Origin of the sequence: Nonomuraea sp. NPDC059023, assembly GCF_042740095.1 — a bacterium.
Lineage (GTDB): Bacteria > Actinomycetota > Actinomycetes > Streptosporangiales > Streptosporangiaceae > Nonomuraea.
The window spans coordinates 1-25,313 of sequence record NZ_JBHYIO010000032.1 but is presented as its reverse complement, the minus strand read 5'-3'; the positions used below and the strand labels follow the sequence as shown (position 1 = coordinate 25,313).

Annotated in this window: 21 protein-coding genes; 8 read left to right on the top strand and 13 right to left on the bottom strand. The window is 70.9% G+C overall.

Features of this window, described 5'->3' with window-relative positions:
- The first annotated feature begins 12 nt into the window (after window positions 1–12).
- A complete protein-coding gene (locus ACFWYW_RS41035) occupies window positions 13–996 on the top strand; it encodes a helix-turn-helix domain-containing protein (protein ID WP_379610842.1) in 984 nt (327 codons plus the stop codon).
- A gap of 147 nt (window positions 997–1,143) precedes the next feature.
- On the opposite strand, the gene ACFWYW_RS41030 is transcribed toward ACFWYW_RS41035, so the two are convergent.
- Window positions 1,144–1,359: a hypothetical protein gene (locus ACFWYW_RS41030; RefSeq protein WP_379610840.1), complete on the bottom strand. Its 216-nt coding sequence runs from the start codon at window positions 1,357–1,359 to the stop codon at window positions 1,144–1,146.
- Window positions 1,360–1,432: 73 nt separating this feature from the next.
- Between ACFWYW_RS41030 and ACFWYW_RS41025 the strand changes: the two genes are divergently transcribed.
- On the top strand, window positions 1,433–2,821 hold the full coding sequence (locus ACFWYW_RS41025; protein ID WP_379610838.1) for a PLP-dependent aminotransferase family protein: 1,389 nt from the start codon (window positions 1,433–1,435) through the stop codon (window positions 2,819–2,821).
- Between the two features lie 64 nt (window positions 2,822–2,885).
- Here ACFWYW_RS41025 and ACFWYW_RS41020 read toward each other — a convergent pair whose 3' ends face one another.
- The 8 genes from ACFWYW_RS41020 to ACFWYW_RS40985 form a co-directional block, all read right to left on the bottom strand.
- Window positions 2,886–3,143: a hypothetical protein gene (locus ACFWYW_RS41020; RefSeq protein ID WP_379610837.1), complete on the bottom strand. Its 258-nt coding sequence runs from the start codon at window positions 3,141–3,143 to the stop codon at window positions 2,886–2,888.
- Between the two features lie 66 nt (window positions 3,144–3,209).
- Window positions 3,210–4,802 carry an AMP-binding protein gene (locus tag ACFWYW_RS41015; RefSeq protein ID WP_379610836.1) on the bottom strand — a complete coding sequence of 531 codons (1,593 nt, stop codon included), beginning with the start codon at window positions 4,800–4,802 and terminating at the stop codon, window positions 3,210–3,212.
- Window position 4,803: 1 nt separating this feature from the next.
- Window positions 4,804–6,132: a carboxylesterase/lipase family protein gene (locus tag ACFWYW_RS41010; RefSeq protein WP_379610835.1), complete on the bottom strand. Its 1,329-nt coding sequence runs from the start codon at window positions 6,130–6,132 to the stop codon at window positions 4,804–4,806.
- Window positions 6,129–7,418 carry a M28 family metallopeptidase gene (locus ACFWYW_RS41005; protein WP_379610834.1) on the bottom strand — a complete coding sequence of 430 codons (1,290 nt, stop codon included), beginning with the start codon at window positions 7,416–7,418 and terminating at the stop codon, window positions 6,129–6,131. The genes ACFWYW_RS41010 and ACFWYW_RS41005 overlap by 4 nt, the downstream gene beginning before the upstream one ends.
- Window positions 7,415–8,215, bottom strand: coding sequence for a carbohydrate ABC transporter permease (locus ACFWYW_RS41000; RefSeq protein ID WP_379610833.1), 801 nt, complete (start codon window positions 8,213–8,215; stop codon window positions 7,415–7,417). Before ACFWYW_RS41000 ends, ACFWYW_RS41005 begins: the two co-directional genes overlap by 4 nt.
- Complete coding sequence (locus ACFWYW_RS40995; RefSeq protein ID WP_379610832.1) at window positions 8,212–9,075, bottom strand: carbohydrate ABC transporter permease; 864 nt, start codon at window positions 9,073–9,075, stop codon at window positions 8,212–8,214. The genes ACFWYW_RS41000 and ACFWYW_RS40995 overlap by 4 nt, the downstream gene beginning before the upstream one ends.
- The gene (locus ACFWYW_RS40990) at window positions 9,072–10,304 is read right to left on the bottom strand and encodes an extracellular solute-binding protein (protein ID WP_379610831.1); all 1,233 of its coding nucleotides are present in this window, start codon (window positions 10,302–10,304) and stop codon (window positions 9,072–9,074) included. Before ACFWYW_RS40990 ends, ACFWYW_RS40995 begins: the two co-directional genes overlap by 4 nt.
- A 10-nt stretch (window positions 10,305–10,314) precedes the next feature.
- Complete coding sequence (locus ACFWYW_RS40985; protein WP_379611132.1) at window positions 10,315–11,175, bottom strand: alpha/beta hydrolase; 861 nt, start codon at window positions 11,173–11,175, stop codon at window positions 10,315–10,317.
- Window positions 11,176–11,241: 66 nt separating this feature from the next.
- Here ACFWYW_RS40985 and ACFWYW_RS40980 point away from each other — a divergent pair, with 66 nt between their 5' ends.
- The gene (locus ACFWYW_RS40980; protein WP_379610830.1) at window positions 11,242–11,928 is read left to right on the top strand and encodes a TetR/AcrR family transcriptional regulator; all 687 of its coding nucleotides are present in this window, start codon (window positions 11,242–11,244) and stop codon (window positions 11,926–11,928) included.
- Here ACFWYW_RS40980 and ACFWYW_RS40975 read toward each other — a convergent pair.
- From ACFWYW_RS40975 to ACFWYW_RS40965, 3 genes are all read right to left on the bottom strand, one after another.
- Entirely contained in the window at window positions 11,898–13,763 is a 1,866-nt protein-coding gene (locus tag ACFWYW_RS40975; protein ID WP_379610828.1) for a hypothetical protein, read from the bottom strand. The two genes, ACFWYW_RS40980 and ACFWYW_RS40975, sit on opposite strands and share 31 nt — an antisense overlap.
- A 20-nt stretch (window positions 13,764–13,783) precedes the next feature.
- Window positions 13,784–15,364, bottom strand: coding sequence for a hypothetical protein (locus ACFWYW_RS40970; protein WP_379610827.1), 1,581 nt, complete (start codon window positions 15,362–15,364; stop codon window positions 13,784–13,786).
- A gap of 249 nt (window positions 15,365–15,613) precedes the next feature.
- Window positions 15,614–16,645 carry a LacI family DNA-binding transcriptional regulator gene (locus ACFWYW_RS40965; protein ID WP_379610826.1) on the bottom strand — a complete coding sequence of 344 codons (1,032 nt, stop codon included), beginning with the start codon at window positions 16,643–16,645 and terminating at the stop codon, window positions 15,614–15,616.
- Window positions 16,646–16,803: 158 nt separating this feature from the next.
- On the opposite strand from ACFWYW_RS40965, the gene ACFWYW_RS40960 reads away from it, so the two are divergent.
- From ACFWYW_RS40960 to ACFWYW_RS40940, 5 genes are all read left to right on the top strand, one after another.
- Complete coding sequence (locus tag ACFWYW_RS40960) at window positions 16,804–18,093, top strand: ABC transporter substrate-binding protein (protein ID WP_379610825.1); 1,290 nt, start codon at window positions 16,804–16,806, stop codon at window positions 18,091–18,093.
- A complete protein-coding gene (locus tag ACFWYW_RS40955; RefSeq protein WP_379610824.1) occupies window positions 18,087–18,953 on the top strand; it encodes a carbohydrate ABC transporter permease in 867 nt (288 codons plus the stop codon). The genes ACFWYW_RS40960 and ACFWYW_RS40955 overlap by 7 nt, the downstream gene beginning before the upstream one ends.
- Window positions 18,950–19,768: a carbohydrate ABC transporter permease gene (locus tag ACFWYW_RS40950; RefSeq protein ID WP_379610823.1), complete on the top strand. Its 819-nt coding sequence runs from the start codon at window positions 18,950–18,952 to the stop codon at window positions 19,766–19,768. The genes ACFWYW_RS40955 and ACFWYW_RS40950 overlap by 4 nt, the downstream gene beginning before the upstream one ends.
- A 250-nt stretch (window positions 19,769–20,018) precedes the next feature.
- Window positions 20,019–21,008 carry a serine hydrolase domain-containing protein gene (locus tag ACFWYW_RS40945; protein WP_379610822.1) on the top strand — a complete coding sequence of 330 codons (990 nt, stop codon included), beginning with the start codon at window positions 20,019–20,021 and terminating at the stop codon, window positions 21,006–21,008.
- Window positions 21,005–23,599 (top strand): family 78 glycoside hydrolase catalytic domain, encoded by a 2,595-nt coding sequence (locus ACFWYW_RS40940; RefSeq protein WP_379610821.1) that lies wholly within the window; start codon window positions 21,005–21,007, stop codon window positions 23,597–23,599. The genes ACFWYW_RS40945 and ACFWYW_RS40940 overlap by 4 nt, the downstream gene beginning before the upstream one ends.
- 20 nt (window positions 23,600–23,619) lie before the next feature.
- Here ACFWYW_RS40940 and ACFWYW_RS40935 read toward each other — a convergent pair whose 3' ends face one another.
- A complete protein-coding gene (locus ACFWYW_RS40935) occupies window positions 23,620–24,936 on the bottom strand; it encodes a hypothetical protein (protein WP_379610820.1) in 1,317 nt (438 codons plus the stop codon).
- Window positions 24,937–25,313 lie beyond the last annotated feature (377 nt).

The following is a 25,313-nucleotide window of genomic DNA, read 5'->3' as shown; positions in this document are numbered from 1 at the left end:
GGACACTAATCGATGGGAAAGGAAGCGGCTGTGTGGGTACGGGTGGCCACGGACGACGTTCCCGCGCGCGAGAGGACGGACTGGTATCAGGACGTGGTGGCGCAGACCATCGCGCCCCACCGGTTGCGGATCACCGACCCCGCGGGCTTCCAGGCATCGGCACGCGTGCTGCGCCTGGGCCGGATCGAACTGTCTCAGCACGTGCAGTCCGACCATCACGCGTGGCGTACGCCGCACCTGATCCGCCGTAGCGATCCGGAAGACTACCTGCTCGGGCTGATCACCCACGGGCGGAAAGCGATCTCCCAGCGGCGGACCGTCAGCGTCATGGACTCCGGAGACATGGTCCTGTTCGACACCTCACACCCCTACGCGGCCGGGTCGCCCGGCCCCCGCGACACAGCGGTCACCCTCCTCCGCATCCCCCGTGGCACGATCCCCCTCCCCCAGGACCGGCTCGACGCCGCCCTCGGCCACCGGTTCGGCACCCGCCAAGGCCTGGGCGCCATCCTTCGCCGGTTCCTGACCTCCATCGACGCCCATGCCGCCGACTGCACACCCTTGGGCCTGCGCGTCCTGGAGCGCACCGCGCTCGACCTCGCCTCCGGCCTGCTCGCCCAGCAACTCGCCAGATGGCGGCACCTGCCGGCGGAAACCCGCCGGCAGGTCCTGCTGCACCGCATCGACGCCTTCATCGACCACCATCTGGCCGACGACCGGCTCACACCTCAGACCGTCGCCGCCCGCCACAACGTCTCGCTCCGCACCCTCTACACCCTGTTCGAAGACCGCGGCGACACGGTGTCCGCGCTGATCCGGCGACGCCGCCTCGAACGATGCCGCGAGGAACTCGCCGACCCGGCCAGAGACCGGCACCCCATCCACACGATCGGCGCCCAGTGGGGTTTCCCGAACACCTCCTCCTTCTCCCGCGCCTTCCGGCGGGCCTACGGCATCACCCCCAGCGCCTACCGCCGGTCCCACCAGAAGTCCTGATGAACGCTAGAAGAAGTCCGCGGCCTCGCCCTTCCACGACTTCACGACGTGGTAGAGACCGATGGCGCCCAGGAAGGACAGATAGATCACCAGCGTTGTCGGTACGCGGGCAATGACCAGCTCCACGCCCCTGCCTCTCCCCGCGCCTCAACGGACCTTGCCCTGGGCAACTCCGCGAGGTCGTGCGCCGGTTCCGCCTTCACCGCCTTCTGCTGGACGGGCCACGCGCCGGGCCCAGCGGGCGATGCCCCACAGCCGGTCACCGTCCGATCGATCCGCCCGCGCCTGCGCCTCCGCCGCCGCGGGGGCGGTCTGGCCGAGGAAGTACTCCGTGAGCCCGATGGCCATGGCTAGGTGCCTCATGCCTTCAACGTAGGTGGCATCTGGCTCAGAGATATAGTCCAGATTTATGCGAGATCAGTGGTCCAGATCAGGCTTGGATCTTCATCTTCAGACCGGCACGGGTGAGGGGCTGAGAGCCGGGCTCGAGCTCGCTCTGCGCGAGGCCGTACGCAGCGGGCGGCTTCCGCCGGGAACGCGGCTGCCTTCGTCGCGGACGCTCGCGAGCGACCTCGGGGTCTCGCGCGGCACCGTCACCCAGGCCCTGGACCAGTTGGTCGCCGAGGGGTACCTGGAGTCGAAGCCGCGCTCGGGCCTGCGCGTGGCGCCCCAGCCCGCGCCGCCCGCCGAGTCCCCGCGCCCGTCGCACGCGACGCTGCCGGCCGTACCGGGAATCGATCTTCGATCGGGTTTTCCCGACCTGGCCGTGTTCCCGCGACGCCAGTGGCTCGCCGCCACGCGGCACGTCCTGCGGACCGCGCCCAACACCGCGTTCGGCTACCGGGATCGGGCCGGCGCCGTCGAGCTGCGGCAGGCGCTGGCCGAATACCTCGGCCGGGCTCGCGGAGTCGCCACCACCCCCGCCCACATCGTGGTGTGCGCCGGATACGCGCAGGCGCTCCGGCTGGTGTGCCAGGTCCTGAGCCACCACGCCGGCGCCGGGAGCACGATCGCCTTCGAAGATCCCACCGAGCCCGACTACCCCGCCCTCATCGAGCAGCTGGGACACCGCGCGCGCCACATCCCCGTCGACCGGGACGGGCTGATCGTCGACAGGCTCACCGGCGAATCGGCCGCCGTCGTCACCCCCGCCCACCAGTACCCGCTGGGGGTCACGCTGAGCCCGGCCCGGCGGGTCGAACTCGTCTCCTGGGCCAGGCGGTCCGGCGGATTCATCGTGGAGGACGACTACGACGGCGAGTTCCGCTACGACCGCCGCCCCGTCGGCGCGCTCCAGGGAATGGCCCCGGACCGGGTCATCTACGTGGGAACCACCAGCAAGACCATCGCCCCCGGCCTGCGCCTCGCCTGGCTCGTCCTGCCCGGCAGCCTCGTCGACCCGCTACAGGAGGCGACCCGCTGGGACGAGTCGTCCGTCAACGTGATCGACCAGCTCGTCCTCACCCGGCTCATCCAGACCGGCGAACTCGACCGGCACATCCGCCACTGCCGGACCCGCTACCGCCACCGCCGCGACCTCCTCGGCCAGGCGGTCACCGAGCAACTGCCGTACGCACGGCTGTCGGGCATCGCCGCCGGACTGCACGCCGTGCTGCAGTTCCCCGCGCACACCGGCTCCGAGTCCTCCCTGCTCGGCCACCTCGAGCGACACGGCATACACGTCGAGGGCCTGTCGCCGTTCTACCACCGGCGGCAGAACGCGCCACCCGCCATCGTCATCGGCTACGCCACCCCCGCCGAACACACCTACCGCCACGCCCTCGGCACCCTCGTCGACGCCCTCCGTACCGCCCCTCCCTCATGAGCGGCGGTACGGCTCCCGCCTTCCGCGGCGCGAGCCGTACCGGATGGCAGGTCAGGAAGGGGGCCTACCTGCTGTAGTTCTTGCCGAATGGGCGGCCGGGGATCGGCTTGCCGATGAGCGCGACGGGGACGGACAGGCTGAGGTGGCCGAGCGCCATCGTGAGCGTCCACAGCGCCTGGTCGTCGTAGTGGGCGGACGCCCTGGCGAACAGGTCGTCGGAGACGCGGTCCTCGAACGGGCTCGGGGTGAAGACGGCCTCCGCGAGCTCCAGCGCGACGCGTTCGGCGCCGGTGAAGTAGGGGGCGCTCTGCCAGGTCGCCACGGCGGTGATGCGCTCCTCCGTCTCACCCGGTCCGACAACGCACCGCTCCGGAATGTGAGGCGAGGCTCACCGGTCGAGCCCGAGCAGGCGCATGCCCTCCTCACGCATCTCGACCTTGCGGATCTTGCCGGTGACCGTCATCGGGAACCCGTCGACGACGTGGACGTAGCGCGGGATCTTGTAGTGGGCGAGCTTGCCGGCGCAGTACTTCCTCACGGCCTCGGCGCTCAGCGGGGTGCCGCCCTGGCGGATGACGATCCAGGCCATGAGCTCCTCGCCGTACTTCTCGTCGGGCACCCCGACCACCTGCACGTCGGCGATGTCGGGGTGGCGGTGGAGGAACTCCTCGACCTCGCGCGGGTAGACGTTCTCGCCGCCCCTGATGACCATGTCCTTGATCCGGCCGACCACGTTGACGTAGCCGTCGGCGTCCATGGTGGCCAGGTCGCCGGTGTGCATCCAGCGGGCGGCGTCGATGGCCTCGGCCGTCTTGGCGGGCTCGTTCCAGTAGCCAAGCATCACCGAGTAGCCGCGGGTGCACAGCTCGCCGGGTTCGCCGCGCGGCACGGTCAGCCCGGTCTCCGGGTGCGTGATCTTGACTTCGACGTGCGGCATCACCTGGCCGACGGTCTCGGTGCGGCGCTCCAGGCTGTCGTCCGGCCTGGTCATGGTGGAGACGGGCGAGGTCTCGGTCATGCCGTAGCAGATGGCGACCTCGGCCATGTTCATCTCGGTGACGACGCGCTTCATCACCTCGACGGGGCAGGGCGAGCCCGCCATGATGCCGGTGCGCAGGCTGGACAGGTCGAAGCGGGCGGCCAGCTCCAGCTCGGCGATGAACATGGTCGGCACGCCGTACAGGGAAGTGCATCTTTCTTCCTGTACGGCCCGCAGCGTCGCATCGGGGTCGAAGCCGGGCGCGGGGATGACCACGCACGCGCCGTGGGAGGTGGCGCCGAGGTTGCCCATCACCATGCCGAAGCAGTGGTAGAAGGGCACGGGCAGGCAGATCCGGTCATCCGGGGTGTAGCCGAGCAGTTCGCCGACGAAGAAGCCGTTGTTGAGGATGTTGTGGTGCGAGAGCGTGGCGCCCTTGGGGAAGCCGGTCGTGCCGGAGGTGTACTGGATGTTGATCGCGTCGTCGGCGCTCAGCGACGCCATGCGCTCGCGCAGCCGCTCGTCGGGGGCGGTCATCGCCAGCAGCCGGTCCCAGCCGGGCTCGCCGAGGTAGACGACGTCGGCGAACCCGATCTCCTCGGCCATCGCGCGGTAGTCGCTGCCCTTGTGCGTGAGCGCGCTGATGAGCAGGCGCAGGCCGGACTGCCTGACGACGTAGTCGAGCTCGTGGGCGCGGTAGGCGGGGTTGACGTTGACCAGGATCGCGCCGATCTTCGCGGTGGCGTACTGCACGAGCACCCACTCGGCGCGGTTGGGCGCCCAGATGCCGATCCGGTCGCCCTTGGCGATGCCGGAGGCCAGGAGCGCGAGCGCCAGCCGGTTCACCTCGGCGTCCAGCTCGGCGTAGGTCCAGCGGCGGCCGGAGGGCACGTCCACCAGGGCCTCACGGTCGCCGAAGCGGGCCACCGTACGCTCGAAGTTGTCGCCGATGGTCTCGCCCAGCAGCGGGGCCGGCGCGAGCGCGCTCGAGTAGGACCGCATGTCAGAACCTCCGTAGATGATCAAGTGGCCAGCCCGGATCGCCGGTACGGGCGAAGCGGACCCACGCGGCGTGCATCGCGTCGGCCAGCTCCTGCGGCGCGTCCGGCCCCGCGGTGCGTTCGACGCCGGGCGCGTCGAGCACGTCGAAGACGAAGGGCAGGTCGAGGTTGTGCACCGCGCCCACGCGTCCGCCGCCGACCGGGCTCTCGACGGGCGACTCCCACCGGAACTCGTAGGCGTAGGCGGGCCTGGCCTCGCGGATCCAGCGTGTCTCGCGGGTGAACAGGTGCGCGGTGAGGGCGCGTCCGACCCGCTCGGCGGGTGTGAGGCCGGCTTCGCCGACCTGGACGCCGAGGTGGTCGAGCAGGGCCCGCGCGGCGGCCTCGTCGACGTCGGCGGCCATGCGGCGGACGAACACGTCGGCCTCCTGGGAGGTGCAGCCGACCAGCAGCGGCAGGTGCGCGCTCGCGGGCAGCGCGGCCAGCGGGACGGCCGGGATCAGGTCGCCGTCGACGACCGGCTTGATCGGCACCGACTCGTTCAGCCCGCCGGAGCCGCCCGCCAGCGGCGGCGGCTGCTCGGCGACGAGCTCCGCAGGGGACAGCCGGGCGAAGGCGGACCTCGTCGGGGCAATCCCTAGCCGGGTGGCGACCGTCTTGGCGTAGTCGCGCGCCTCCTGCTCGGTGGCGACCAGGCCGGCTGAGCCGCTCATCACGATCGCGCGCCGGAACAGCCCTTCCGCGCGGGGCATCGTCAGCAGGGTCGCGACGGCGGCGGCGCCCGCCGACTGGCCGGCGATCGTCACGTTGCCGGGGTCGCCGCCGAAGGCCGCGATGTTGTCGCGTACCCATTCCAGCGCGGCCAGCCAGTCGAGCACACCCCGGTTGAGCGGGGCGTCCTCCAGGGCCAGGAAGCCCTCGAAGCCGAGCCGGTAGTTGATGGCCACGCAGACCACGCCGTCGCGGGCGAAGCGGTGGCCCTGGTGCCAGGCCGCCCCGTTGCCGCCGATGGAGAACGCGCCGCCGTGGATCCAGACCAGGACGGGCAGCCCCGTCCCCTCAAGCGAGGGGGTGCGGATGTCGAGGTTGAGACAGTCCTCGCCGGTCGCGAAGACGTCGGGCGCGTACAGGCCGATGTCCTCCCCCGCCGCCTGCGGCGCGGCCGGGCCGTGGGTGCCGGCCGGCCGTACGCCCTGCCAGGCAGGTGCGGGCGCGGGCGCGCCGAAGCGGTGCTCGCCGAAGGGCGGGGCGGCGTACGGCACGCCGAGGAAGGCGAGCACGCCCTCCTCGGCCTTGCCCTCGACCAGCCCGGCGGTCGTTCGCACGATCATGCCCGGCGCCATCCGGCCGTCCCTTCGACGATTCTGATCGCCGCCCGGGTGAGCGGCTCAAGGCTGGCCTCGTGCACCTTGTCGAGGGTGTCGGCCGAGTCGAACAAGTACATGGGAGCCGACAGGAAGTGCACGAGCGGCACCCCTTCCGGGTGGAAGAAGGCCCCGTCGGTCGGCGGCATCGGGGAGAACACGTCCGGCGGCAGCACGAACGAACGTTTCAAGTCCTCCGCGACGAGGGCGCTCGCCACCAGGCTCTCCAGCTCCGGCTTCCTGGTGGTGAACCACCAGCCGGGCTCGGGATCGCCGGTGGGCACCAGCTCGCCGTCCACGACCACGCACCGCCGGGCGGCGTGCTCCAGGTGGAGCTGCAGGACGACGTCGCCCAGCAGGTCGCGGTGGGTCTCGATGAAGGCCCGGGTGCCCGCGGCGTGCGCCATGTGCCCCGCGGTGAGCAGGAAGATCAGGTTGTGCGGCCGGTCCCGCTCGGGCACGCCCGCCCAGTACCGCGCGGCGGCCAGCACCAGCGCGATCCCGGTGGCGTCCTCGACGGCGGAGGCCCAGGGCGCGTCGTGGTGCGAACCGATGATCACCCACTGGTCGGAGCCGCCGGGGAGCGTGCCGATCACGTTGTGCGAGACGGCCGGGCCCGTCTCCGACTCCACGGTGAGCGTGCCCGTGCAGGGACCGTCGTCGACCAGGTCGAGCACCCGCCGCGCGTCGCCGCCCGACAGCCAGACGGCCGGGAGGTCGCGGTGCACGGCGTCGTAGGGCACGTAGTAGTCGCGTGTCTCCCACGGCACGCCGGTCAGCGCCCCCGCGAAGGCGGCGGCGCCGCCGTCCATGACGCCCTGGATGACGTCGAGGTAGTCGAGCTGGAACGGCAGCGTCTGGACCAGCTCGTCGAAGACGCCCTCCGGGTCGTGCACGGCCGTCGCCAGATCCCTGACGAAGGACTGCGGCAGCTCGGTGAAGGCGTACTCGGGCACGACGATCGCGCCCGGCACGACCTCGCGGCTGACCGGCGCGCTCACGGTCGCCTTCGGTCTGGTGTACGGCAGGGCCGACGCCGCCACCCGCACGACCTTCGACGGGTCGGCGTCGAGGCGCACCTCCAACGAGGCGTGGACCGGCCGCCAGACGGGCAGCTCGACCGGCTCCAGCCGTACATCGTGAAGCCCGAACTCCGTGAAGCGCTCGGCGGCCCACGCGGCGGTCCAGTCGTCGGCCGGGTAGCCGGGACGCCTGATGCCCTGCGAAACGATCGTTTCAATCCAGTCCATCATCGTTTCAGCCCTCCGAAGGTGAGCCCCGCCACGTAGTAGCGCTGCAGCGCCACCATCAGGATGAACGGTGGCACGGCGGTGACCAGCGCCGCGGTGGTGGTCAGGTGATAGGTGATGCCGACCTCGCTCTGGAAGTTGGCCAGCCCCACCGGCAACGGCCACAGCTCCTGCTCGTTGGCCACGATGAGGGGCCACAGCAGGTTGTCCCACTGCGCCAGGAAGTGCACGAGGAACAGGGTGATGAGCGCGGGCTTGAGCAGCGGCACGGCGATGCGCGCGAAGATGCGGAACTCCCCCGCGCCGTCGACCCGCGCGGCCAGCAGCAGTTCCTTCGGGATGCCGAGGGCGAACTGCCGCACCAGGAAGACGCCGAACGCGCTGATCATGCCGGGCACCATCATGCCCTGGAAGGTGTTGACCCAGCCGAGCTCCTTCACGATGAGGAAGACGGGGATGACCAGGACCATCGGGGTGAGCGCGAGCGTGCCGACCACCAGCGCGAACAGGACGCGGCGGCCGGGGAAGGACAGCTGGGCCATCGCGTATCCGGCGGCGGCCGAGAAGATCACGTCCAGGAGCCCGGTGCCGACGCACAGGATGAGGCTGTTGCGCAGGTAGGTGGGCAGGTTGCCCGCGCCGAACAGCACGCTGATGTTCTCGGGCAGGTGGAAGCCGTTGAAGACCAGCCCGCGCAGGTCGGTGTCGTCGGGCGCCGAGGCGACGACGATCATGACGTAGACCGGCAGCAACATCGCCCCGACCGCGGCGATCAGCCAGGCGGCGCGCAGAATCCTCATTCGTCGCCGCCCTTCAGGAACCCGAACTGCAGCGCCGAGACGATCACCATGGCGACGAGCAGCACCATGCCCATCGCGGCGGCGTAGCCCATGTGCTCGTAGGGGAAGGCGTTGGCCCAGATGTAGTACGGCAGGACCTGGGTGGCGTCGGCGGGCCCGCCGCCGGTGAGCAGGAAGGCGGGGACGAACGCCTGCATCGATCCGGCCACCGAGATGACCAGGACGAACAGCAGGGTCCTGCGCAGCAGCGGCAGCGTGATCCGGGTGAACGTGGTCACCGCTCCCGAGCCGTCGATGGCGGCGGCCTCGTACACCTCGCCGGGCAGCGCCTGCAGGCCGGCGGTCAGGATGATCACGAACAGCCCCATGCTCTTCCAGACGACCATCACGACCAGGGCCCAGATGGCCAGGTCGGAGCTGGTCAGCCAGGACTGCGGCTCGATCCCGGCCAGGCCGATGAGGGTGTTGGCCAGGCCGCGGTCGGAGTAGATGATCACCCAGACCATGGACGTCGCCGCCAGCGGCATCACGGCCGGGATCATGACGAGCGCCCTGAGCCAGCGGTTGAGCCGTCCCGGCTTGCTCAGCGGCACGGCCACCAGCAGGGCCAGCACGATCGTCGGGACGACCGTGCAGACCGTGTAGACGACGGTGATCCACGCCGAGTTGAGGAAGCCGGGGTCGGCGAACATGCGCTCGTAGTTGGCGAGGCCGATCCAGTTGGGCGTCCCCGCCATCTCGTAGTCGGTGAAGCTGAGATAGATGGCGGACAGGAACGGGACGAGCCAGAACACGACGAAGAACACGGCCACCGGGAGGGTCAGCGCCACTCCCGCCGTGGCCTGGGGCCGGGTTCTCATTGGATCAGTCGCACGGCGGAGTCGAAGGTCGCCGCGGCCTGGGCGGGGGCCGACTTGCCGTGGGCGACCGCGTCGATGGCGCTCGCCGCGGCCTTCGCCAGTTCGAGGGTGCCGGGGATGATCGGCCCGAAGTCGACGTGCGGGAGGCTGTCGGCGACGATCTTCATGATCTCGGACTTGCCGCGCGGCCCGGCCTCGCGCCAGCCCTTGGCCGGGATGATGATGCCGTTGTCGAGGTTGGCGGTCACCGACGGGGCGCCCTGCAGGTAGTTGACGAGGTGCCAGGCGGTGAACTGGTTGGGCGAGTCCTTGGCCACGCCCCAGCCCCAGGTGTAGGCGGGGACGACGGACTTGCCGCCGGCCCAGGTGGGGATGGGCGCGACGCCGTACTGCTTGCCGAAGGTGAGTTTGTCCTTGCCCAGTTTCTCCAGCGCGGGACCGAGGAAGGCGCCGCTGACGACCATGGCGGCCTCGCCGGAGTAGAACAGGCCGAGCGCGCCCAGCGGGTTGGAGAGCTTGGGGTTGCCGATCCCCGACATGTACGTCAGGGCGTTGATGCCGTGTTCGGTGGCGAGCGCCGGGAATGTACCGCCCTTGCCCTGGATGAGGGCGGTGAGCATCATGAGGGCCCACTGCGGGTCGCCGTAGAGCCACTGCAGGCCGACCCGCCTGCGGTCCTCGGAAGTCAGCCTGGCGCTGTACTCGGCGACCTCCTCCCAGGTCGCCGGGGGTTTGTCGGGGTCGAGTCCGGCTTCCTTGAACCGGTCCTTGCGGTAGTAGAGCATGCAGGGGTTGAAGTCGATGGGCACGCCGTAGGGCACGTTCTGGTAGGTGAGCGGGGTGGTCGTGCCCGGCTCGTAGTTCTGCAGCGAGAGAGCCTTGGCGTCGACGGGCGCGAGCCGCTTCTTCTTGGCGTGCGCGGGGAAGCTCCAGTGGCCGATCTTGAAGACGTCGGGCGGGGCGCCGCCGCTGAAGGCGGTCAGCAGTTTCGCGTCGAGCTGGCCCACGGGCAGGTAGAGCAGCCTCACGTCGATCTGGAAGTCGGCCATGTAGCGGTGCACGAGCTCCTGGAACTGCCGGCCGGTGTCCTGCGAGCCGTGCAGCCAGACGTTGACCGTGCCCTGCGGCTTGCCGTCCGCGGCCTGCTGCCGAGGCTGGTCGTCGCCGCAACCGGCGAGCAGGGTGAGCGCGCCGGCGGCGAGTAGCCCACGCCGCGTCAGATCCGCCATGGTGGTTCTCCTAGGTGAGGTTCTTGAGTGCCTGGTTCTGCCAGGCGGTGTTGGTGGGGAGCTCGGGGGTGGCGCCGGCGAACGCCGCGCGGGCCTGGGCATCGGCCTGCAGGCGGTACCTCAGCCAGGCGGTCACGTAGCCGAGGAAGGCCCCGCCGGTGTTCTGGATGTCGTTGTGTCCCGCGCCCTTGAGCAGCGCCTTGCCCGCTCCGGCGGTGGCCTGGTCGTAGTGGCCCTGCACGGTCGCGGCCGAGGAGATCAGCCAGTCGTTCGCGCCGCTGAGGAAGAGCACCGGGCAGGTCAGGTCGGCGACCGAGAACTCGTCTCCCGGGCCGGCCATCCATGGCGCGGGCACGGCGATCGGCACGACGGTCTTGATCAGCCCGGCGGAGTCGTTGGCCGCGTTGATGGATCCGCCCGCGCCCTGGGAGTGGCCGACGGCGGCGACCTGGGCGGTGTCGAGCTTGCCGTGGAAGACGCTGGCCGGGTCGGTGTTGAGGCCGACGAGGTGCTGGGCGGCGGCGAGGATCTCGGCGCCGGTGCCCGTGGTCGTGTCGGTGGAGGCGACCACCGCGAAGCCCCACGAGGCGAGGTGGTTGAGCAGCCCCGGATAGTTGTCGGGGGTGGCCCACGAGCCGTTGCCCCAGGTGACGATCGGGTGGGTGGCGCCGCCCGATCCCAGGGCCGACGGGTAGTAGAGCCGGTGCCCGCCCGAGGTGCCGGTGGCGACCGGCCACGGACCCGCTGCCTTGTAAATCGTTTCGATGGTGGAGGCGGCGCCGGCCTCGGTGGTCGTCAACGACAGGAATCCGGCCGACATGAGGCCGAGCGCCCCTGCCCGTAACGCCTGCCGACGGGTGAAGTTCTCCATGGTCACCTCGTAGATTATTTGGAGACGTGAACGTCTCCCAACAGAGGGAAGTACGATCGGTGAGCGATGTCAAGACATGAACAGAAGGAAGTTCCGGCGGCCCGGCCACTCCCCAGAGGGCGGCACGGGCTCTCCCCCGACACGGTGCGCAACTCCCAGCGCGAACGCCTCGTGGCGGCCATGCTGAAGCTCGTCGCGAGACGTGGATACGCCGCGACGAGCGTGCCGGACGTGATCGCCGCCGCGCGGGTCTCGCGCAACGCCTTCTACGCCCAGTTCGCCGACAAGGAGGCGTGCTTCCTCGCCGGATGCGAACGCGACCTGCCCGAGATGATCGACTCGATCTACACGGCCGCGTCGGAGGCCGGCGATCGCTGGAGCGAGGCGCTCCGGCTCGGGATGAACGCCTACCTGCGGTGGTGGCAGGAGCGCCCGGAGTACGCGCAGGCGTACTTCGTGGAGTTGCCGAGGGCGGGTGAGCGGGCCGTCGAGCAGCGTGAGGCCGCCTACCGGCCCTTCCTCGACATGTTCGGGGCGCTGGCCGCGCGGGCCAGGCTGGAGGATCCCTCGCTGCCGCCGCTGCGCGCCGCGGTGCCCCGCCTGATCGTCTACGGGACCACCGAGTTCATCGCCTCGGAGGTACGCGCGGGCCGCGCCGCCACCCTGACGTCGTCGGCCGGCGACCTCTACCACTACACGGTCGCCCTGCTCGCCGGCCCCGATCACGGCATCGCGACCACCCCTTCCGCCTGAACCCGCCAGCCTTCCGGGAAACACCGGGAAGCCGCCATGTGCGCGACGGCGGCCAGCAGGCCGCCGTTGCCCGGCAGGTAGAGGGGCAGCAGATCGGGCCACTGGTGGTTGTGGCCGCTGGCCAGGTAGGTGGTCTTCCGGGCGTCCATGAGCAGCGCGTCCACGGCGGTGCCGGGCTCGCCCAGCCTGGCCGCGCACAGGGCGAGCATCGGATAGTCCCAGCCCCAGGTGCTCTCCAGGTCCCAGCCGGCGAGCACGTCGTGCAGGGTGGCCCGCATGATCTCGGGGTCGATCAGCGGCGTGGGCGGCACGAACCCGAGCGCGCCGGTCATCGAGGGGTGATCGGTCCTGATCGTGTACGGCTCCACGCCGACGGCCGCGTAAACACCGTCGCGCACCAGCGGCCGGGCCAGGCCGCGCAGGACCCGCGCCCACTCCGGGTCGGGATCGAGGCCGAGCAGGCCCCGCCACCGCTGCGCCGTCTCCAGCCCCCACCACCAGTAGGCCAGCTCGAAGGTGGGATCGCGCACCACCCGCCTGGACTCGTAATAGGACTCCTGCGCCGGGACCAGCGGCGGACCCAGATGCCCGCCGCCCGCGAAGGAGGCCATGAACTCGGCCGTCTCGAACACCAGGTCCCGGTAGTCCTCCAGCGCCCCCGGGCGGACCCGGCGGAGCAGTTCGGCGAAGTAGATCAGGTGCGGCTGCTGCCAGATGATGAACGCGCCGATCTCGCTCGGGCTCTCCCTGCCCTCCGGCCCCACCTGCTTGGGCCAGCGGGCGCCGCGAAATCCCTGCCGCGCGGCCGTGGCCCTGGCCATCGGCAGGATCTCGCGGTACCAGGGCAGGCTGCGCTCCAGCAGCTCCGGCCTGCCCCACAGGGCGAAGTGGGCGGCGTGCCACCAGTGCATCTCCAAGTGGAACTTGCCGCTCCAGGAGTTGACGGCCAGCCCGGTCTCCTGCGGCGGGGTGGAGCCGGCGCAGTTGACCGCGGTGAGGTACTGCGAGAGCACGACCCGGCGTTCGAGCTCGGGCGCCCGCGGGTCGGTGCTGCCCTCGAAGCTCACCGCTCCCCCGCTGGTCCAGAACCTCTCCCAGTGTTCCTCGGCGGCCGCCCTGACCTGGGAGAAGGACGGGAGAGCGCCTTTGACGGGACGTGGGGAGAACTCGACGACGAGTTCCTCGCACCGGATCAGGTACACGTGAGGGCCGGGCGACGTTAGCCGCGCCGGCCCCGCCCACTCGGCGGCGACGTGGTATCGGTCCTTGTCCAGGATCCTCACGAAGTCGCAGCGCGAACCGTCCTGCTTGTGCGTGGTGGTGTGCCTGTTGGGTTTGTCCCAGTCGGCGGTGGTGTGCCAGCCGTCGCTGGCGTAGGGGAAGGCGATCCTGATCACCGCGCCACCCGCGACGCGGATGGCCAGCAGGTCCCGCTCGGGGTGACAGACCGTCTCCACCTCGTACGGCACGCCGCCCAGCTCGAAGGAGCTGGACAGCAGGCCGGTCCACAGGTCGAGGGTCTGCTTCGACCGGCCGAGCACTTCGAGGCCGGCATCGAGGCCGATCCGGCCCAGATGCAGGCGGTGCGGGTTCACGTGCAGCCAGCCGCCCGCCTCGGTGGCCGGATACAGGTCCGGATAGCCGACGCCGTCGTAGTCGGTGAGCGCGTCCTCCAGCACGTGGCCCTTGGGGTTGGGCATCGTGTGCCAGCCCCACTGCGCCTGCGTGCCCAGCGGCTCGAAGGTCTGCAGCCCGGTGGCGTCGGCGGTGAAGCCGAACTCCCCGTTTCCCACGGTGAGCGGACACCCGGCGTCGGCGATGGTGTGCCGGCGCACGAGCGTCCTCCTGTCTATGCTCACGCACACCCCGGCGTACCCGAGGCGCGCTGCTGGCGCATGGCCGTGACGTCGCCCGCGACGGCCGACTGGGCCATCGGGCCGAGGTCGAGCACGACGTCGGTGAAGGCGAGCGACGCCTTGCGCATCGCCGGCACGTCGATCGCCTCGGCGCCGAACTGCGGCGAGAACAGCGTCTTGGGCGCGGCGATGGGAGCGATGACGGGCAGCAGGTGCTGGTTGTACGGCGTGCCCTCGCCGCCGAAGCCGCAGTGGTGCGGCACCGTGCCGAGGTCGGCCGCCGACAGGCCCTTGAGCACCGCGGTGCGCTTCACGTCCCAGTACTGGACGTGGCCCTTGACCAGTTCGCGCAGCGGCGTGCTCTCGCTGACCGGGACCATCAGCAGTTCGGTGAGGGTGGGGCTGGCGACGAGCTGCTTGCCCGGCAGGCCGTTCGGCCTGGCGACCGCGTCGTAGCGCTTGGCGCCGAGGTGTTCGAGCACGACGACGGAAGAGACCCCGCCCTGGTCGTACTCGGCGTCGAGCTGGGCGGCGAGCTGACCGGCGCCGCCCTCGCGCACGTCGGGACCGGTCAGGTGCTGGTAGAGGTGGCCGGTCACGAACGCGAACTGCACGGTGCGCGGCCGGCACTCCACCGGCAGCGACGACAGGTAGCGGGCCATCTCGATCATGGTGAGCGGGCCGTTGTCCCACACCGGGCTCATGCCGTCGGTGTGGCTCTCCACGACGATCTTCTGGGCGCTGCCGCCGGGCAGTGTCGCGAGCAGGGTGCGGGTCGTCGTCGGCGTCCAGGCGGCGTTCACGGTCAGCTCGGCCTGGACCGGCTGCCCGGCGGCCAGCGCGTCCTTGATCTGCTTGCCCTGGTCGGCGCCCACGTACGCGCCCGGCACGCCGTACGGCAGGCCTTCGTAGGGCGCGTACATGCCCTGGATCTGGGCGTGCGGGAGCTGGCTGACCTCGATCACGCCCACGGCGCCCGCGGCGGCGGCCGCCTTGAGGTCGGCGTCGGCCGCGGCCGGGGCCTCCATCGACTCCGAGCCGAGCAGGTTGATCGTCATGCCCGGGTCGTACATGGAGTAGCCGAGGCCGAGCGGATAGAAGAGCAGGTTGGGCACGTTGGTCCAGGGCAGGTCCCTGACGACGATCTTCCCGGCGGCGTTGGCGGCGGTGATGTTCGTGCCCGCGGCCAGGTGGACGAGCGGCGCCGTGACGCCGCCGGCGCCGGTGGAGGAGGAGAACGGCACGGGGGCCGCGACCTGCACGGCCGTACCGCCGACGGTCAGGCCGGTGCCGAGGCTGTCCCAGCGGTCGATGGCGTAGGGCAGGGAGGAGAACTGGAGGCCGGGAATGGCCGCCATCTCGTCCTCCAGCCAGTCGACGTAGCCGGCGTGCGCGGTGGAGCCGGTCGGTCTGGGGCCGAACGCCTCCTGCTGCTCGGCCAGGGTGTTCAGGCGGGCTTCGGAGGCGAACGCGGCGGGGTCGACCCTGACCGGGCAGGCCAGGGCCGCCGCCTGGGCGTTGGCCGGTTGCGCGGGCGCGACCAGCGGGAGGAGAAGGGCGAGGAGAGCGAGTCGTCTCACGTGGGGGGTCCTTCCTTTGAATCGTTTTAACGCACGGCAGGTGACGGCCGGAACGTTTTACGCGTGGCCCGCGACATGCGGTCCGGGTCTCAGGGGCGCGGGGGTCCGGGTCTCTGGGGGCGAGGCGGTCCGGGTCTCAGAGGCGAGGTGGTCCGGGTCTCAGGGCGAGGCGGTCCGGGTCTCAGGGCGAGGCGGTCCGGGTCTCAGGGGCGAGGCGGTCCGGGTCTCAGGGGCGAGGCGGTCCGGGTCTCAGGGCGAGGCGGTCCGGGTCTCAGGGCGAGGGGGTCCGGTGGTTCCGCGGACGATGAGCGTGGGCGACACCGACGAGGTCACCGAACGGGTACGTCCCTCGATGCGTTCGACGAGCAGGCGCGCGGCGGTCGCCCCGATCACGTGCCCGTCCTGGTCGACGCTGGTGAGCGAGATGCGCTTGAGCGAGGCGATGCCGATGTTGTCGTATCCGGCGACGGAGAGGTCCTCCGGCACCGACAGGCCCGCCTCGTCGGCGGCGCGCAGCACGCCGAGCGCCGCGATGTCGGCCCCGGCGAAGATCGCCGTGGGCCGGTCGTCGCGCGCGAGCAGTTCCCGCGCGCCCTCGAAGCCGCCCACCTCGGTGAAGGAGGTGGCCAGCACGTCGTCGGCGAGTCCGTGGGCGCGCATCGCCTGGCGGTAGCCTTCGGCGCGCACCGTGTGCGGCAGTCCCTGGGCGCGGGCCCGTTCCAGGTGGGTGATGTGCGCGATCCGGGTGTGCCCGAGCCCGACCAGGTGGTCGACCACGAGCCTGGCACCCATCACGTCGTCGTCGACGACCGCGTCGTAGGCCGCGACGCCGCCGTGCCTGCCCACCACGACGACCGGGGTGGCCGTCGCGATGGCGGTGAGTTCGGCGTCCGTCATGACCGGTGAGATCAGGATGAGCCCGTCCATGCTCCGGTCGATCATGGCGTCGGTCATCCTGGCCTGCGTCTTGGGCTCGATCCCGCCGGGTCCGAGCAGCACCTGGTACTCGGTGTCGCCCAGCCGGTCGGTGACGCCCTCGATGATGTCGGGGAAGAACGGGTTGCGGGTGTCGGAGAGCATGACGCCGAGGGTGTAGGTGCGTCCGCGCAGGGCGCGGGCCGCGGCGTGCGGACGGTAGCCCAGCTCGTCGATGGCCTGCGTTACCTTGGTCTGCATCTCCGCGCTCACGCCGTAGGCCCCGCGCACCACCTTGGACACGGCGGCCGTGGAAACCCCGGCCCGCCTGGCCACATCGGCGATCGTCACCCGTCCGCTCGTCACACGCCGTCCTTCGTCGAGTCTTCGTAGAACGATTTCTAAAAATGGAGGCTAGCTCTCCACCGCTACTCAGGTCTACCTCTTGACGGGCGATTCTCTCATGCCCTACCAATGGAGAACGTTCTACACGAAGTTGACCCAACATGAACAGGAGGGCGGGCGTGAGAGCACCATCCCGTCTGCTCGGCGCGGCACTCGGCGCCGTCCTCGCCCTGTCTCTCTCCGGCTGCGGATCGTCCGCCCCGGAGGGGACCGGTCAGGTGAAGCTGACCCTGTGGCACAACAGCGCGGACCCGGCGCCGCTGCTGGAGATGTACAAGAAGTTCGAGAAGCAGTCCGGCCACAAGATCGAGCTGGTGTCGATCCCGTCCGACGGTTTCGAGGACACCACCCAGACCAAGTGGGCCACCGGCGAGCGCCCGGACATCCTGGAGTACCACGCCACGGTGAGCGGCCTGCTCGCGCTCAACCCGGCCCAGAACCTGCGCGAGCTGACCGGCGAGCCGTACATCGCCAGGTCCGGCGACCTCTACCAGGCCGCCGGATCCGTCAACGGCAAGGTCTACGCCGCCATCACCGGCTTCCCCCAGGTCTTCGGCCTCTACTACAACAAGAAGGTCTTCACCACGGCCGGGCTGACCCCGCCCACGAACTTCGCCGAACTCGCCGCCGCCTGCCCCAAGCTCAAGGCCGCCGGGGTCACGCCGGTCTTCGAGTCGGGCGGGTCGATCTGGCCGGTGCAGATCCTGCCCATCCTCTACCTGGCGGGCGCCAACCAGTCCAACGCGTACGGCAAGGCCATCGCCGGCCACAGCAGCACGCTGGCCGACCCGGGCTCGCCCTTCGTCTCCGGCCTGACCGCCTACGCCAAGCTGAAGAGCGACGGCTGCTTCAACAAGGACATCGTCACCGCCAAGTTCGAGGACTCCATGAAAGCCCTCGTGAGCGGCAAGGCCGCCATGGTCGCCCAGCACTCCGACATGCTCCCGGCCCTCCTCGCGGCCGCGGGCGGCGACCAGAAGACCGTCGACGAGTCTGTCGGCTTCGTCGGCCTGTCGAGCGACAAGCCGCTCGTGACCTACGCGCCCGGCCCGATAGGAACGTTCTACCTGCCCAAGACCGGTGACGCGGCACGGGAGAAGGCCTCGCTCGACTTCGTGCGCTTCATGACCGGCCCGGCCTACGCCGAGTACATCACCGCGTCCAAGACCTTCCCCGTGTTCAAGGACGTGCCCGACCCGCAGGGCGTCTCGTCCGTGCTGCGGGACGTCAAGAAGGCGTACGACACCGGCGCGGTCATCGCCTTCAACTCCGACATCCCCGGCATGGGCGGGCTGGCCCAGCTCATGTCCGAGCTGATCGCCGGGCAGAAGGATCCGCAGAAGGCGGCGGCCCAGCTCCAGGGCCAGGTCGAGCAGGCGGCCAAGGCGGCAGGGCTGCCCGGATGGTGATGCGGAACCGGGCGGCCTGGCTGCCGTGGGCCCTTTTGTGGGCACTGCCCGCGATCGTGCTGGTCACGGTCTTCTTCGTCGCCCCGTTCCTGCTCAACGTCCGGTTCGCGTTCTCCTCCTGGACGAGCTTCCGCGCCGAGATCACCTGGAACGGGCTGGACAACGTCCGCACGCTGATCGACCAGGACCTGCTGGCCAACGCGGTCACCGTGACCGTGCTGTACGCGATCCTGTGCATGGCGATCCAGAACACGGTCAGCCTCTCGCTGGCCCTGGCCCTGCAGCGGACCAGCCGGATCAACACCGTCTTCCGCTCGGCGTTCTTCCTGCCGACGCTCATCTCGCCGCTGGCCGCCGGATACATCTGGCGCGGGCTGCTCGCCCCCGACGGGGCGGTCAACTCCTTCCTCGGCCTGGAGTGGGCGTGGCTGGGCGAACCGGCCACCGCGCTGGTGGTGGTCGCGTTCATCGACGCGTGGAAGTGGAGCGGGCTGATCACCCTCGTCTACATCGCGGGACTCAACTCCATCCCGAAGTCGCTGCTGGAGTCGGCGACCGTCGACGGGGCCGGGCCGTGGACCCGGTTCCGCCGGGTGGTGTTCCCGATGCTCGCCCCGGCGCTGACCTTCAACGTGGCGGTCACGCTGGTGGGCGCGCTCAGCGCGTACGACGTCATCGCCGCCACCACCGGCGGCGGGCCGGGCGACCACACGCGGGCGCTGAACGTGGTGATGCGCCAGCAGTGGGGGCAGGGCTTCTTCGGCTCGGCCAGCGCGCTGGGGTTCACCGTGACGCTGCTGGTGATCGCCACCGCCGTGCCCCTGGTGTGGTGGCTGCGACGCAGGGAGGTGACGGGATGAAGGCTTTCGTGAAGTACGCGGCGCTGACGCTCTTCGCGATCCCGTGGGTGGTCGTGCCCATCTGGCTCGTGGTCGTCAACTCGTTCAAACCCGCGGGCGAGGCCGCCGAGCTGGGCCTCGGCCTGCCCAGGACGTGGGCGATCGCCGAGAACTACGGCATCGTGCTCGACCGGGGCGGCTACCTGATGGGGCTGCTCAACAGCCTCAAGGTGACCGTGCCGATCGTGGTGGCCGTGGTGCTCCTCGGCGCGGCGGCGGCGTGGGCGTTCGGGCGCAGCCGGTCGCGGTGGCTGCAGGCGGCGTACTTCGTGATGGGGTTGTCGATCCTGCTGCCGCCGTCGATCATCCCGACCGTCTACCTGCTGCGGGCCCTGTCGCTGGACGGCGGTTCGCTCGGCTACGTGCTGACGATGACCGGCTGCCGCCTGGGCATCGTGATCTTCCTGGCGACCGGGTTCGTGCGGGCGTTCCCCCGCGACCTGGAGGACGCCGCCGCCATCGACGGCGCCTCGCGCCCGCAGGTCTTCGTCCGCGTCCTGCTGCCGTTGCTGCGCCCTGTCCTGTTCGTCGGCGGCGTGATCCTGATCATCAACGTCTGGAACGACTTCTTCTTCGCCCTCTTCCTGCTCCAGGGCAGCGCGAACGCCACGCTGCCGCTGAGCCTGTTCCAGTTCGCCTCCGGCACCTTGCAGAGCCTGAACTGGAACCTCGTCTTCGCCCACGTCCTGCTCACCACGCTGCCGCTCGTGGCGGTGTACGTCGTCGCGCAGAAGCGCGTCCTGGCCGGTCTTACGGAAGGTGCACTCAAGGGTTGACATCCTCCCCACGGATGAATCCGAGGGATTCCAGCCCTCATGGGTTGGATCTTCCTGCTTCACCGGCGACTGCCCACGCCCACCCGAAGATGGACGACCGGTCTCACATAGCCTCCACAGGCTTCACATCCCGCCAGCCCGGCGGTAAGTCCGGCAAGCCAGGCTTGGCTATCACCCGGCCGTTCGAACACCTAAACGATACCAATGGAGGGACCGCAGAGATGCGGAACACGAAAGGTCGGAGTCATCCATGACCACTCACGACTTCGCGCTCGACTGGGTCAGGCGCGAGATCAAGGCGGGGCGGCTGCCGTGCGCGGTGTTCGGCGCCGCCACCTCCGGCGGGATCCAGGTCCTGGAGGCGTTCGGCGAGCACGACGGCCGCCAGACCAGGACCGATGACCACTTCGCGTTGTTCTCGGTGACCAAGCCGCTGATGGGGCTGGTCGCCCTGCGCCAGGTCGAGCGCGGGCTGCTGTCGCTGCGCCGCCCGCTGCGCGACGTGCTGCCGGGCTTCGCGCGGCCCGACGTGACGCTCTGGCACCTGCTCACCCACACCAGCGGCATCGCCGAGCAGACGCTCACGCCCGACAGCCTGCTGGAGCACCTCCTCACCGCGCCGTCGATGTTCGAGGCGGGCACGCTCAGCCAGTACTCCAACCTGGCCTTCGCCGGGATCGCGGAGATGGTCCGGGACGTCACGGGCCGCGACGTGGCCGACGTGATCGACTCCGACCTGAACACGCTGGTTCCGGGCGGCGGGCGGATCACGTTCGACCCGGCGTGCGACCCGGCCGAGGTCCACGGCATCGAGTTGCTCGGGCCCGGCTTCGACTTCGACGCGTTCGTACGGCTCCGCCACCCCGCGGGGGCGCTGTTCTCCCGCGCCGAGGACCTCCTGGCGCTGGGCGGGGCGCTGCTGCGCGGCGACCGCGAGCTGATCCACCCGACCACTCTGGCCGCCATGACGACCCCGCAGACGACCGGCCTGGTCAAGCTGCAGCCCGATCCGGTCAACGCCGGCCAGGACTGGGGCCTCACCTGGAACCTGCGCAACGCGGCTCCCGGCCTGCTGGAGCGGCGCCTGTACGGGCACGGCGGCGCCTCGGGCTGCCAGTGGTGGATGTACCCGGAGCAGGACGCCTGCTTCGTCCTGCTGATCAACGTGATGGCGCCGAGCCTGTCCGGCGTCGACGTCGACGGCCTGCACAACGCCTTCACCACCGGGCTCGATGCGTGAACCGGGATTCGGGGGTCCAGGTCTCGGGCGCGCAGACGCCCTACATCCGTCCGGCTCCGCCCGGAGCGCGGGCGGGCCTGACATGTGGTCTGGCGGATCCGGTGGGCGTGGACGAGCCCAGGCTGTCCTGGGACGCCCGGCTGCCCGCGGCCGCCACCGTCACCGTGTCCGCGGACGGGCGGGAGGTGTGGCGATCGTCCGTGCCCGCCGGGTCGAACGTCGTGGACGTGCCGGGTGAACGGCTGGCGCCGCTGACGCCGTACACGTGGAAGGTGGAAGGACACGCGACCGGCACGTTCACGACGGGCCTGCGGGGAGAATGGACCGCCCCGTGGCTGGCGGGAGACCCGCGGGCGGCGGTGAGCCTGCGCGGATCCTTCATCAGGCCGTCCGGGCGCGCGTGGCTGGCCGCCACCGCGCTGGGTCTCTACCGGGCGCTGCTCAACGGGGTACGGCTGAGCGAGGAGGAACTGGCCCCCGGCTGGACCGACTACGGCCACCGGACCCGCTATCGGCTGCTGGAGCTCACCGAACTGCTCGCACCCGGCGAGAACGAGCTGGAGCTGTGGCTCGCGCCCGGCTGGTACGCGGGTCACGTCGCCGGCGGCGGCCCGCGACGCTACGGCGACCGGCCCGCCGCCAGCGCAAAGGTGCTCGTGCGGGACTCCGGCGGAGTTCGCCGCGTGGCCGCCACGGACAGCACCTGGACCGTGCGTGATCTCGGCCGTCCACGGGCCGACCTGGTGATGGGCGAGACCGTCCAGGCCCCTTCAGCGAAGGCGGGACCCGCCTTGGAGATCCCCGCCCCGGAGATCGTGGTGGAGGCCGACCCCGCTCCCCCGGTGCGGGTGATCGGCACGGTGCCCGCCGTGTCGGTGACCGAGCCCGTGCCGGGCGTCCAGGTGGCCGACTTCGGGCGTAACGTCGTCGGGCGCGTACGGCTGCGCGTCGACGCCCCCGGCCCGGTACGGATCGTCGTGCGGCACGGGGAGGAACTGACCGCGACCGGCCGGCTCTACACCGACAACCTGCGCACCGCGGACCAGCGTGACGAGTTCGTCCTCGGCCCCGGCTCGCACGTCGCGGAGCCCGCGTTCACCCTGCACGGGTTCCGCTACGCGGAGGTCACCGGCTGGCCGGGCACGCTGGCGCCGGACGACCTGGAGGCGGTGCTGCTGTCCTCGGCGCTGGCCGTCACCGGCTCGCTGACCGTGAGCGACCCCGCCGTACGGCAGTTGGTCGCCAACATCGGCGCGTCGGCGGACGGCAACCTGGTGAGCGTGCCGACCGACTGCCCGCAGCGTGACGAGCGGGCCGGCTGGACCGCCGACATCTCGGTGTTCGGCTCGACGCTCAGCTTTCTGCGGCACACGCAGGCGTTCCTGTCCGGCTGGGTGACGACGCTGATCGACGGGCAGCGGGCCGACGGCGCGGTCCCGCACGTCGCGCCGGTCCTGCCCGAGTACGGATACGACTCCCCCGTATGGTCCGACGCGCTGGTCGAGGTGCCGTGGCTGCTGTGGCGGCGTTACGGCGACGACCGTACGCTGCGCCGCGCGTACGAGCCGATGCGGCGGTGGGCCGACTACTGCCTGGCCCAGGCCGAAGGGGGCATCAGGCCGGGCAGGGCCTTGGGCGACTGGCTGGCACCCGGCACGGTCGAGACGCCCAAGAGCCTCATCGCCACCGCCGCCCTCGCCCGCAGCCTCCGCCTGCTCGCGCACGTGGCCGACGTGCTCGGCGAGCCCCACGCTCCGGAGTACGGCGAGGCGTTCACCCGCGTGTCGGGCGCCTTCCAGCAGGCCTTCCTCAGCGGGCCGAGGCTGCACACCGAGACGCAGACCGGCTACGCCGTCGCCCTCGCCTGGGACCTGGTCCCGCCCGAGGACCGGGCCGCGTCGGCGCAGGCGCTGGCCGAGCTGGTCCGTGCCGACGGGAACCGGCTCATGACGGGCTTCGTCGGCACTCCCCTGCTGCTGCCCGTCCTGTCGGAGACCGGCCACCACGACCTGGCCTGCCGGATCTTCAACCAGGAGGGCTATCCGTCCTGGCGCTACCAGCTCCGCGCGGGGGCGACGTCCATGTGGGAGCGCTGGGACGCCTGGCACCACCGGCACGGCCTGCAGACGCCGGCCATGAACTCCTTCAACCACTACGCCTACGGCTGCGTGGGCGACTGGCTGTTCCGGCACGTGGCGGGCCTGGGCGACGACCCGCGCGGGACGAGTGGCGGCTTCGGCGAACTGCTGCTGCGTCCCGGCCCCGTCCCGCTGCTGCGCGAGGCGCAGGCCCGCTACCAGAGCGCGTCGGGAACGGTCGAGTCGGGCTGGCGGGCCGGGCCCGACGGCGTCCAGTTCACCTTCGCCGTCCCGGAGGGCGTGAGCGCCCGCGCGGTGCTGCCCGTACGCGGCGCCTGGGACGGGATGACCGTCAACGGCACCTTCCTCATGGGACTCAGCGAGCAACTGCCGACCACCAGGCTGGCCGACGGCGGCTGCGCCCTGAACCTGCCACCGGGCCGCTGGTCGTTCACGGCCCCGGCGGCGGCCACGGCCCACCTGCTCCAGGAATGGGACGACCTGGGCCGGTGAGCACTGCCACTGGAACCCGCTCACGGGCGGACGACGTCCCGGGGTTGTCCGCCCCGCACCACCGCGAGCCCGGCCGCCACGCAGACCAGCGGGATGGCCGGGACGACGTAACGCACGTCGAAGCCGGCGGTGAAGAGTGGGGCCAGGATGAGCGCGGTGGCCGCGAGGGCGGGGAGCAGGGCGTCGTGGCGGCGCCGTACCAGCGCCGTGGCCAGGGCGCCGGCCAGCAGCACGAGCAGCAGCGGGATCGGCAGGTAACCGAACCGCTGGTAGGCGCGGAGCACGCCGGCGTACGGCTCGGCGATGCGCGGCTGGACCGGTTCGCCCTCATAGGCGGCGGCAGCGCCGTCCTTGAGCGGCCTCGGCTCGAAGGGGAACCAGTACGGGTTGGTCTTCCTGACGGCGACGCTTCTGTCGGTGGTGCGTTCCCAGCGCAGCAGCCAGCGCATGTCCCTGCCGACCGCGGCGAGGTAGTCGCCGGGCTGCGCGGCGACGGCCGTGCGGGCGAACTGCCCGGCCAGGGCGTTCCTGTCCGCGCCCGGCACCTTGTACAGCGGGGACGCGGGCTGCCACAGCCAGAACGGCGCCGCCGGTCGCTCGCCGACGGGCTGGTCGGGGCACAGGACCGCCAGCCGGGGCTCCGGCTTGATCACCGAGCAGTCGGCGAAGCTCATCGTGCGCGACCACAGGAAGATGCCCTCGGACTTGGTGAGCCCGAAGGTGCCGCTCGTGGCCGCCATCCAGCAGGCGTAGGCGATGAGCGGCGCGGCGGCGGCGAGCAGGTGGGGAATGAGGGCGTGCCGGCCGCGCCACAGCAGGTAGGCGGCGGTGAGGAGCAGGACGACCGCGCCGATCGTCCTGGTGAGCGTGGCCAGCGCGAGCAGCAGCCCGGCGCAGGCCCCCGACACGGGCGTGACCCGGCGCAACAGGATCACGATCCCGCCCGTGGCCAGCACGGTGAACAGGGCGTCCGCCATGATCATGTGCTCCAGCAGGATCAGGAACTCGTCGTACAGCACGGGCGTGACCGCGAGCGTCGCGCCCCATCCGGGCAGGCCGTGCCGGCGCAGCAGCGCGTACGCCGCCACTGCCAGGCCCAGGCCGAGCAGGTGCTGGACGGTCGTCACCAGCGCCAGGCTCTGCCCCGGGCCGAGCACGGCCAGGAATAAGGAGTATCCGAGCGGCCGGAACGTTCCAGGGACGGGTTCGGCCGCGGACCTGAGATAGGTGAAGGAGTCCGCCCAGAAGAACAGGGCGGGCGGGTAGCCGTGGATCGCCAGTCCCCGTAAGGCGATGGCGGGCACCAGCGCCGCCAGAAACGGGATATGTCTGGACATGGGCAGCAGCAAGCTCGGCACAAGGCTCCTCGGGGGTGCCGGAGTAAGCCTTCCGGCGGACTCCAGGGCGGCATGGCGGCTGCGACGGAGCGAGCGTTCACGGGCGGCCGCGATCGGCCCTCCTCCGGTACGGCTCGCCACCGTCTTCAGCCGGGTGCGACTTGCGTAACTCCAGGTCAGTTCTACCTCAACCGAACCTGGAGTCACAACCCTCAAGGGAACACAGTTTCGAAAAGGCTGCCTGATATCGGCCTTAAGGTCGATACAGAATTGGCGGCGGACTCAGGACCAGCTGGGTGCGAGGAAGATCAGCCAGGTGAGCAGGGGCGCGATGGCGATCATGCTGAATCCCCAGCGCATGAGGCCGCGGAAGACGT

Bases quoted from the DNA above. Each gene is read 5' to 3' on its own strand.
- ACFWYW_RS41035 (WP_379610842.1), top strand. From the start codon at position 13: ATGGGAAAGGAAGCGGCTGTGTGGGTACGGGTGGCCACGGACGACGTT.
- ACFWYW_RS41005 (WP_379610834.1), bottom strand. From the start codon at position 7,418: ATGATGGACTGGATTGAAACGATCGTTTCGCAGGGCATCAGGCGTCCC.
- ACFWYW_RS41000 (WP_379610833.1), bottom strand. From the start codon at position 8,215: ATGAGGATTCTGCGCGCCGCCTGGCTGATCGCCGCGGTCGGGGCGATG.
- ACFWYW_RS40955 (WP_379610824.1), top strand. From the start codon at position 18,087: ATGGTGATGCGGAACCGGGCGGCCTGGCTGCCGTGGGCCCTTTTGTGG.
- ACFWYW_RS40990 (WP_379610831.1), bottom strand. From the start codon at position 10,304: ATGGCGGATCTGACGCGGCGTGGGCTACTCGCCGCCGGCGCGCTCACC.
- ACFWYW_RS40935 (WP_379610820.1), bottom strand. From the start codon at position 24,936: ATGTCCAGACATATCCCGTTTCTGGCGGCGCTGGTGCCCGCCATCGCC.
- ACFWYW_RS41030 (WP_379610840.1), bottom strand. From the start codon at position 1,359: ATGAGGCACCTAGCCATGGCCATCGGGCTCACGGAGTACTTCCTCGGC.
- ACFWYW_RS40985 (WP_379611132.1), bottom strand. From the start codon at position 11,175: ATGGAGAACTTCACCCGTCGGCAGGCGTTACGGGCAGGGGCGCTCGGC.
- ACFWYW_RS41015 (WP_379610836.1), bottom strand. From the start codon at position 4,802: ATGCGGTCCTACTCGAGCGCGCTCGCGCCGGCCCCGCTGCTGGGCGAG.
- ACFWYW_RS40945 (WP_379610822.1), top strand. From the start codon at position 20,019: ATGACCACTCACGACTTCGCGCTCGACTGGGTCAGGCGCGAGATCAAG.
- ACFWYW_RS40995 (WP_379610832.1), bottom strand. From the start codon at position 9,075: ATGAGAACCCGGCCCCAGGCCACGGCGGGAGTGGCGCTGACCCTCCCG.
- ACFWYW_RS40980 (WP_379610830.1), top strand. From the start codon at position 11,242: ATGTCAAGACATGAACAGAAGGAAGTTCCGGCGGCCCGGCCACTCCCC.
- ACFWYW_RS40950 (WP_379610823.1), top strand. From the start codon at position 18,950: ATGAAGGCTTTCGTGAAGTACGCGGCGCTGACGCTCTTCGCGATCCCG.
- ACFWYW_RS41010 (WP_379610835.1), bottom strand. From the start codon at position 6,132: ATGATCGTGCGAACGACCGCCGGGCTGGTCGAGGGCAAGGCCGAGGAG.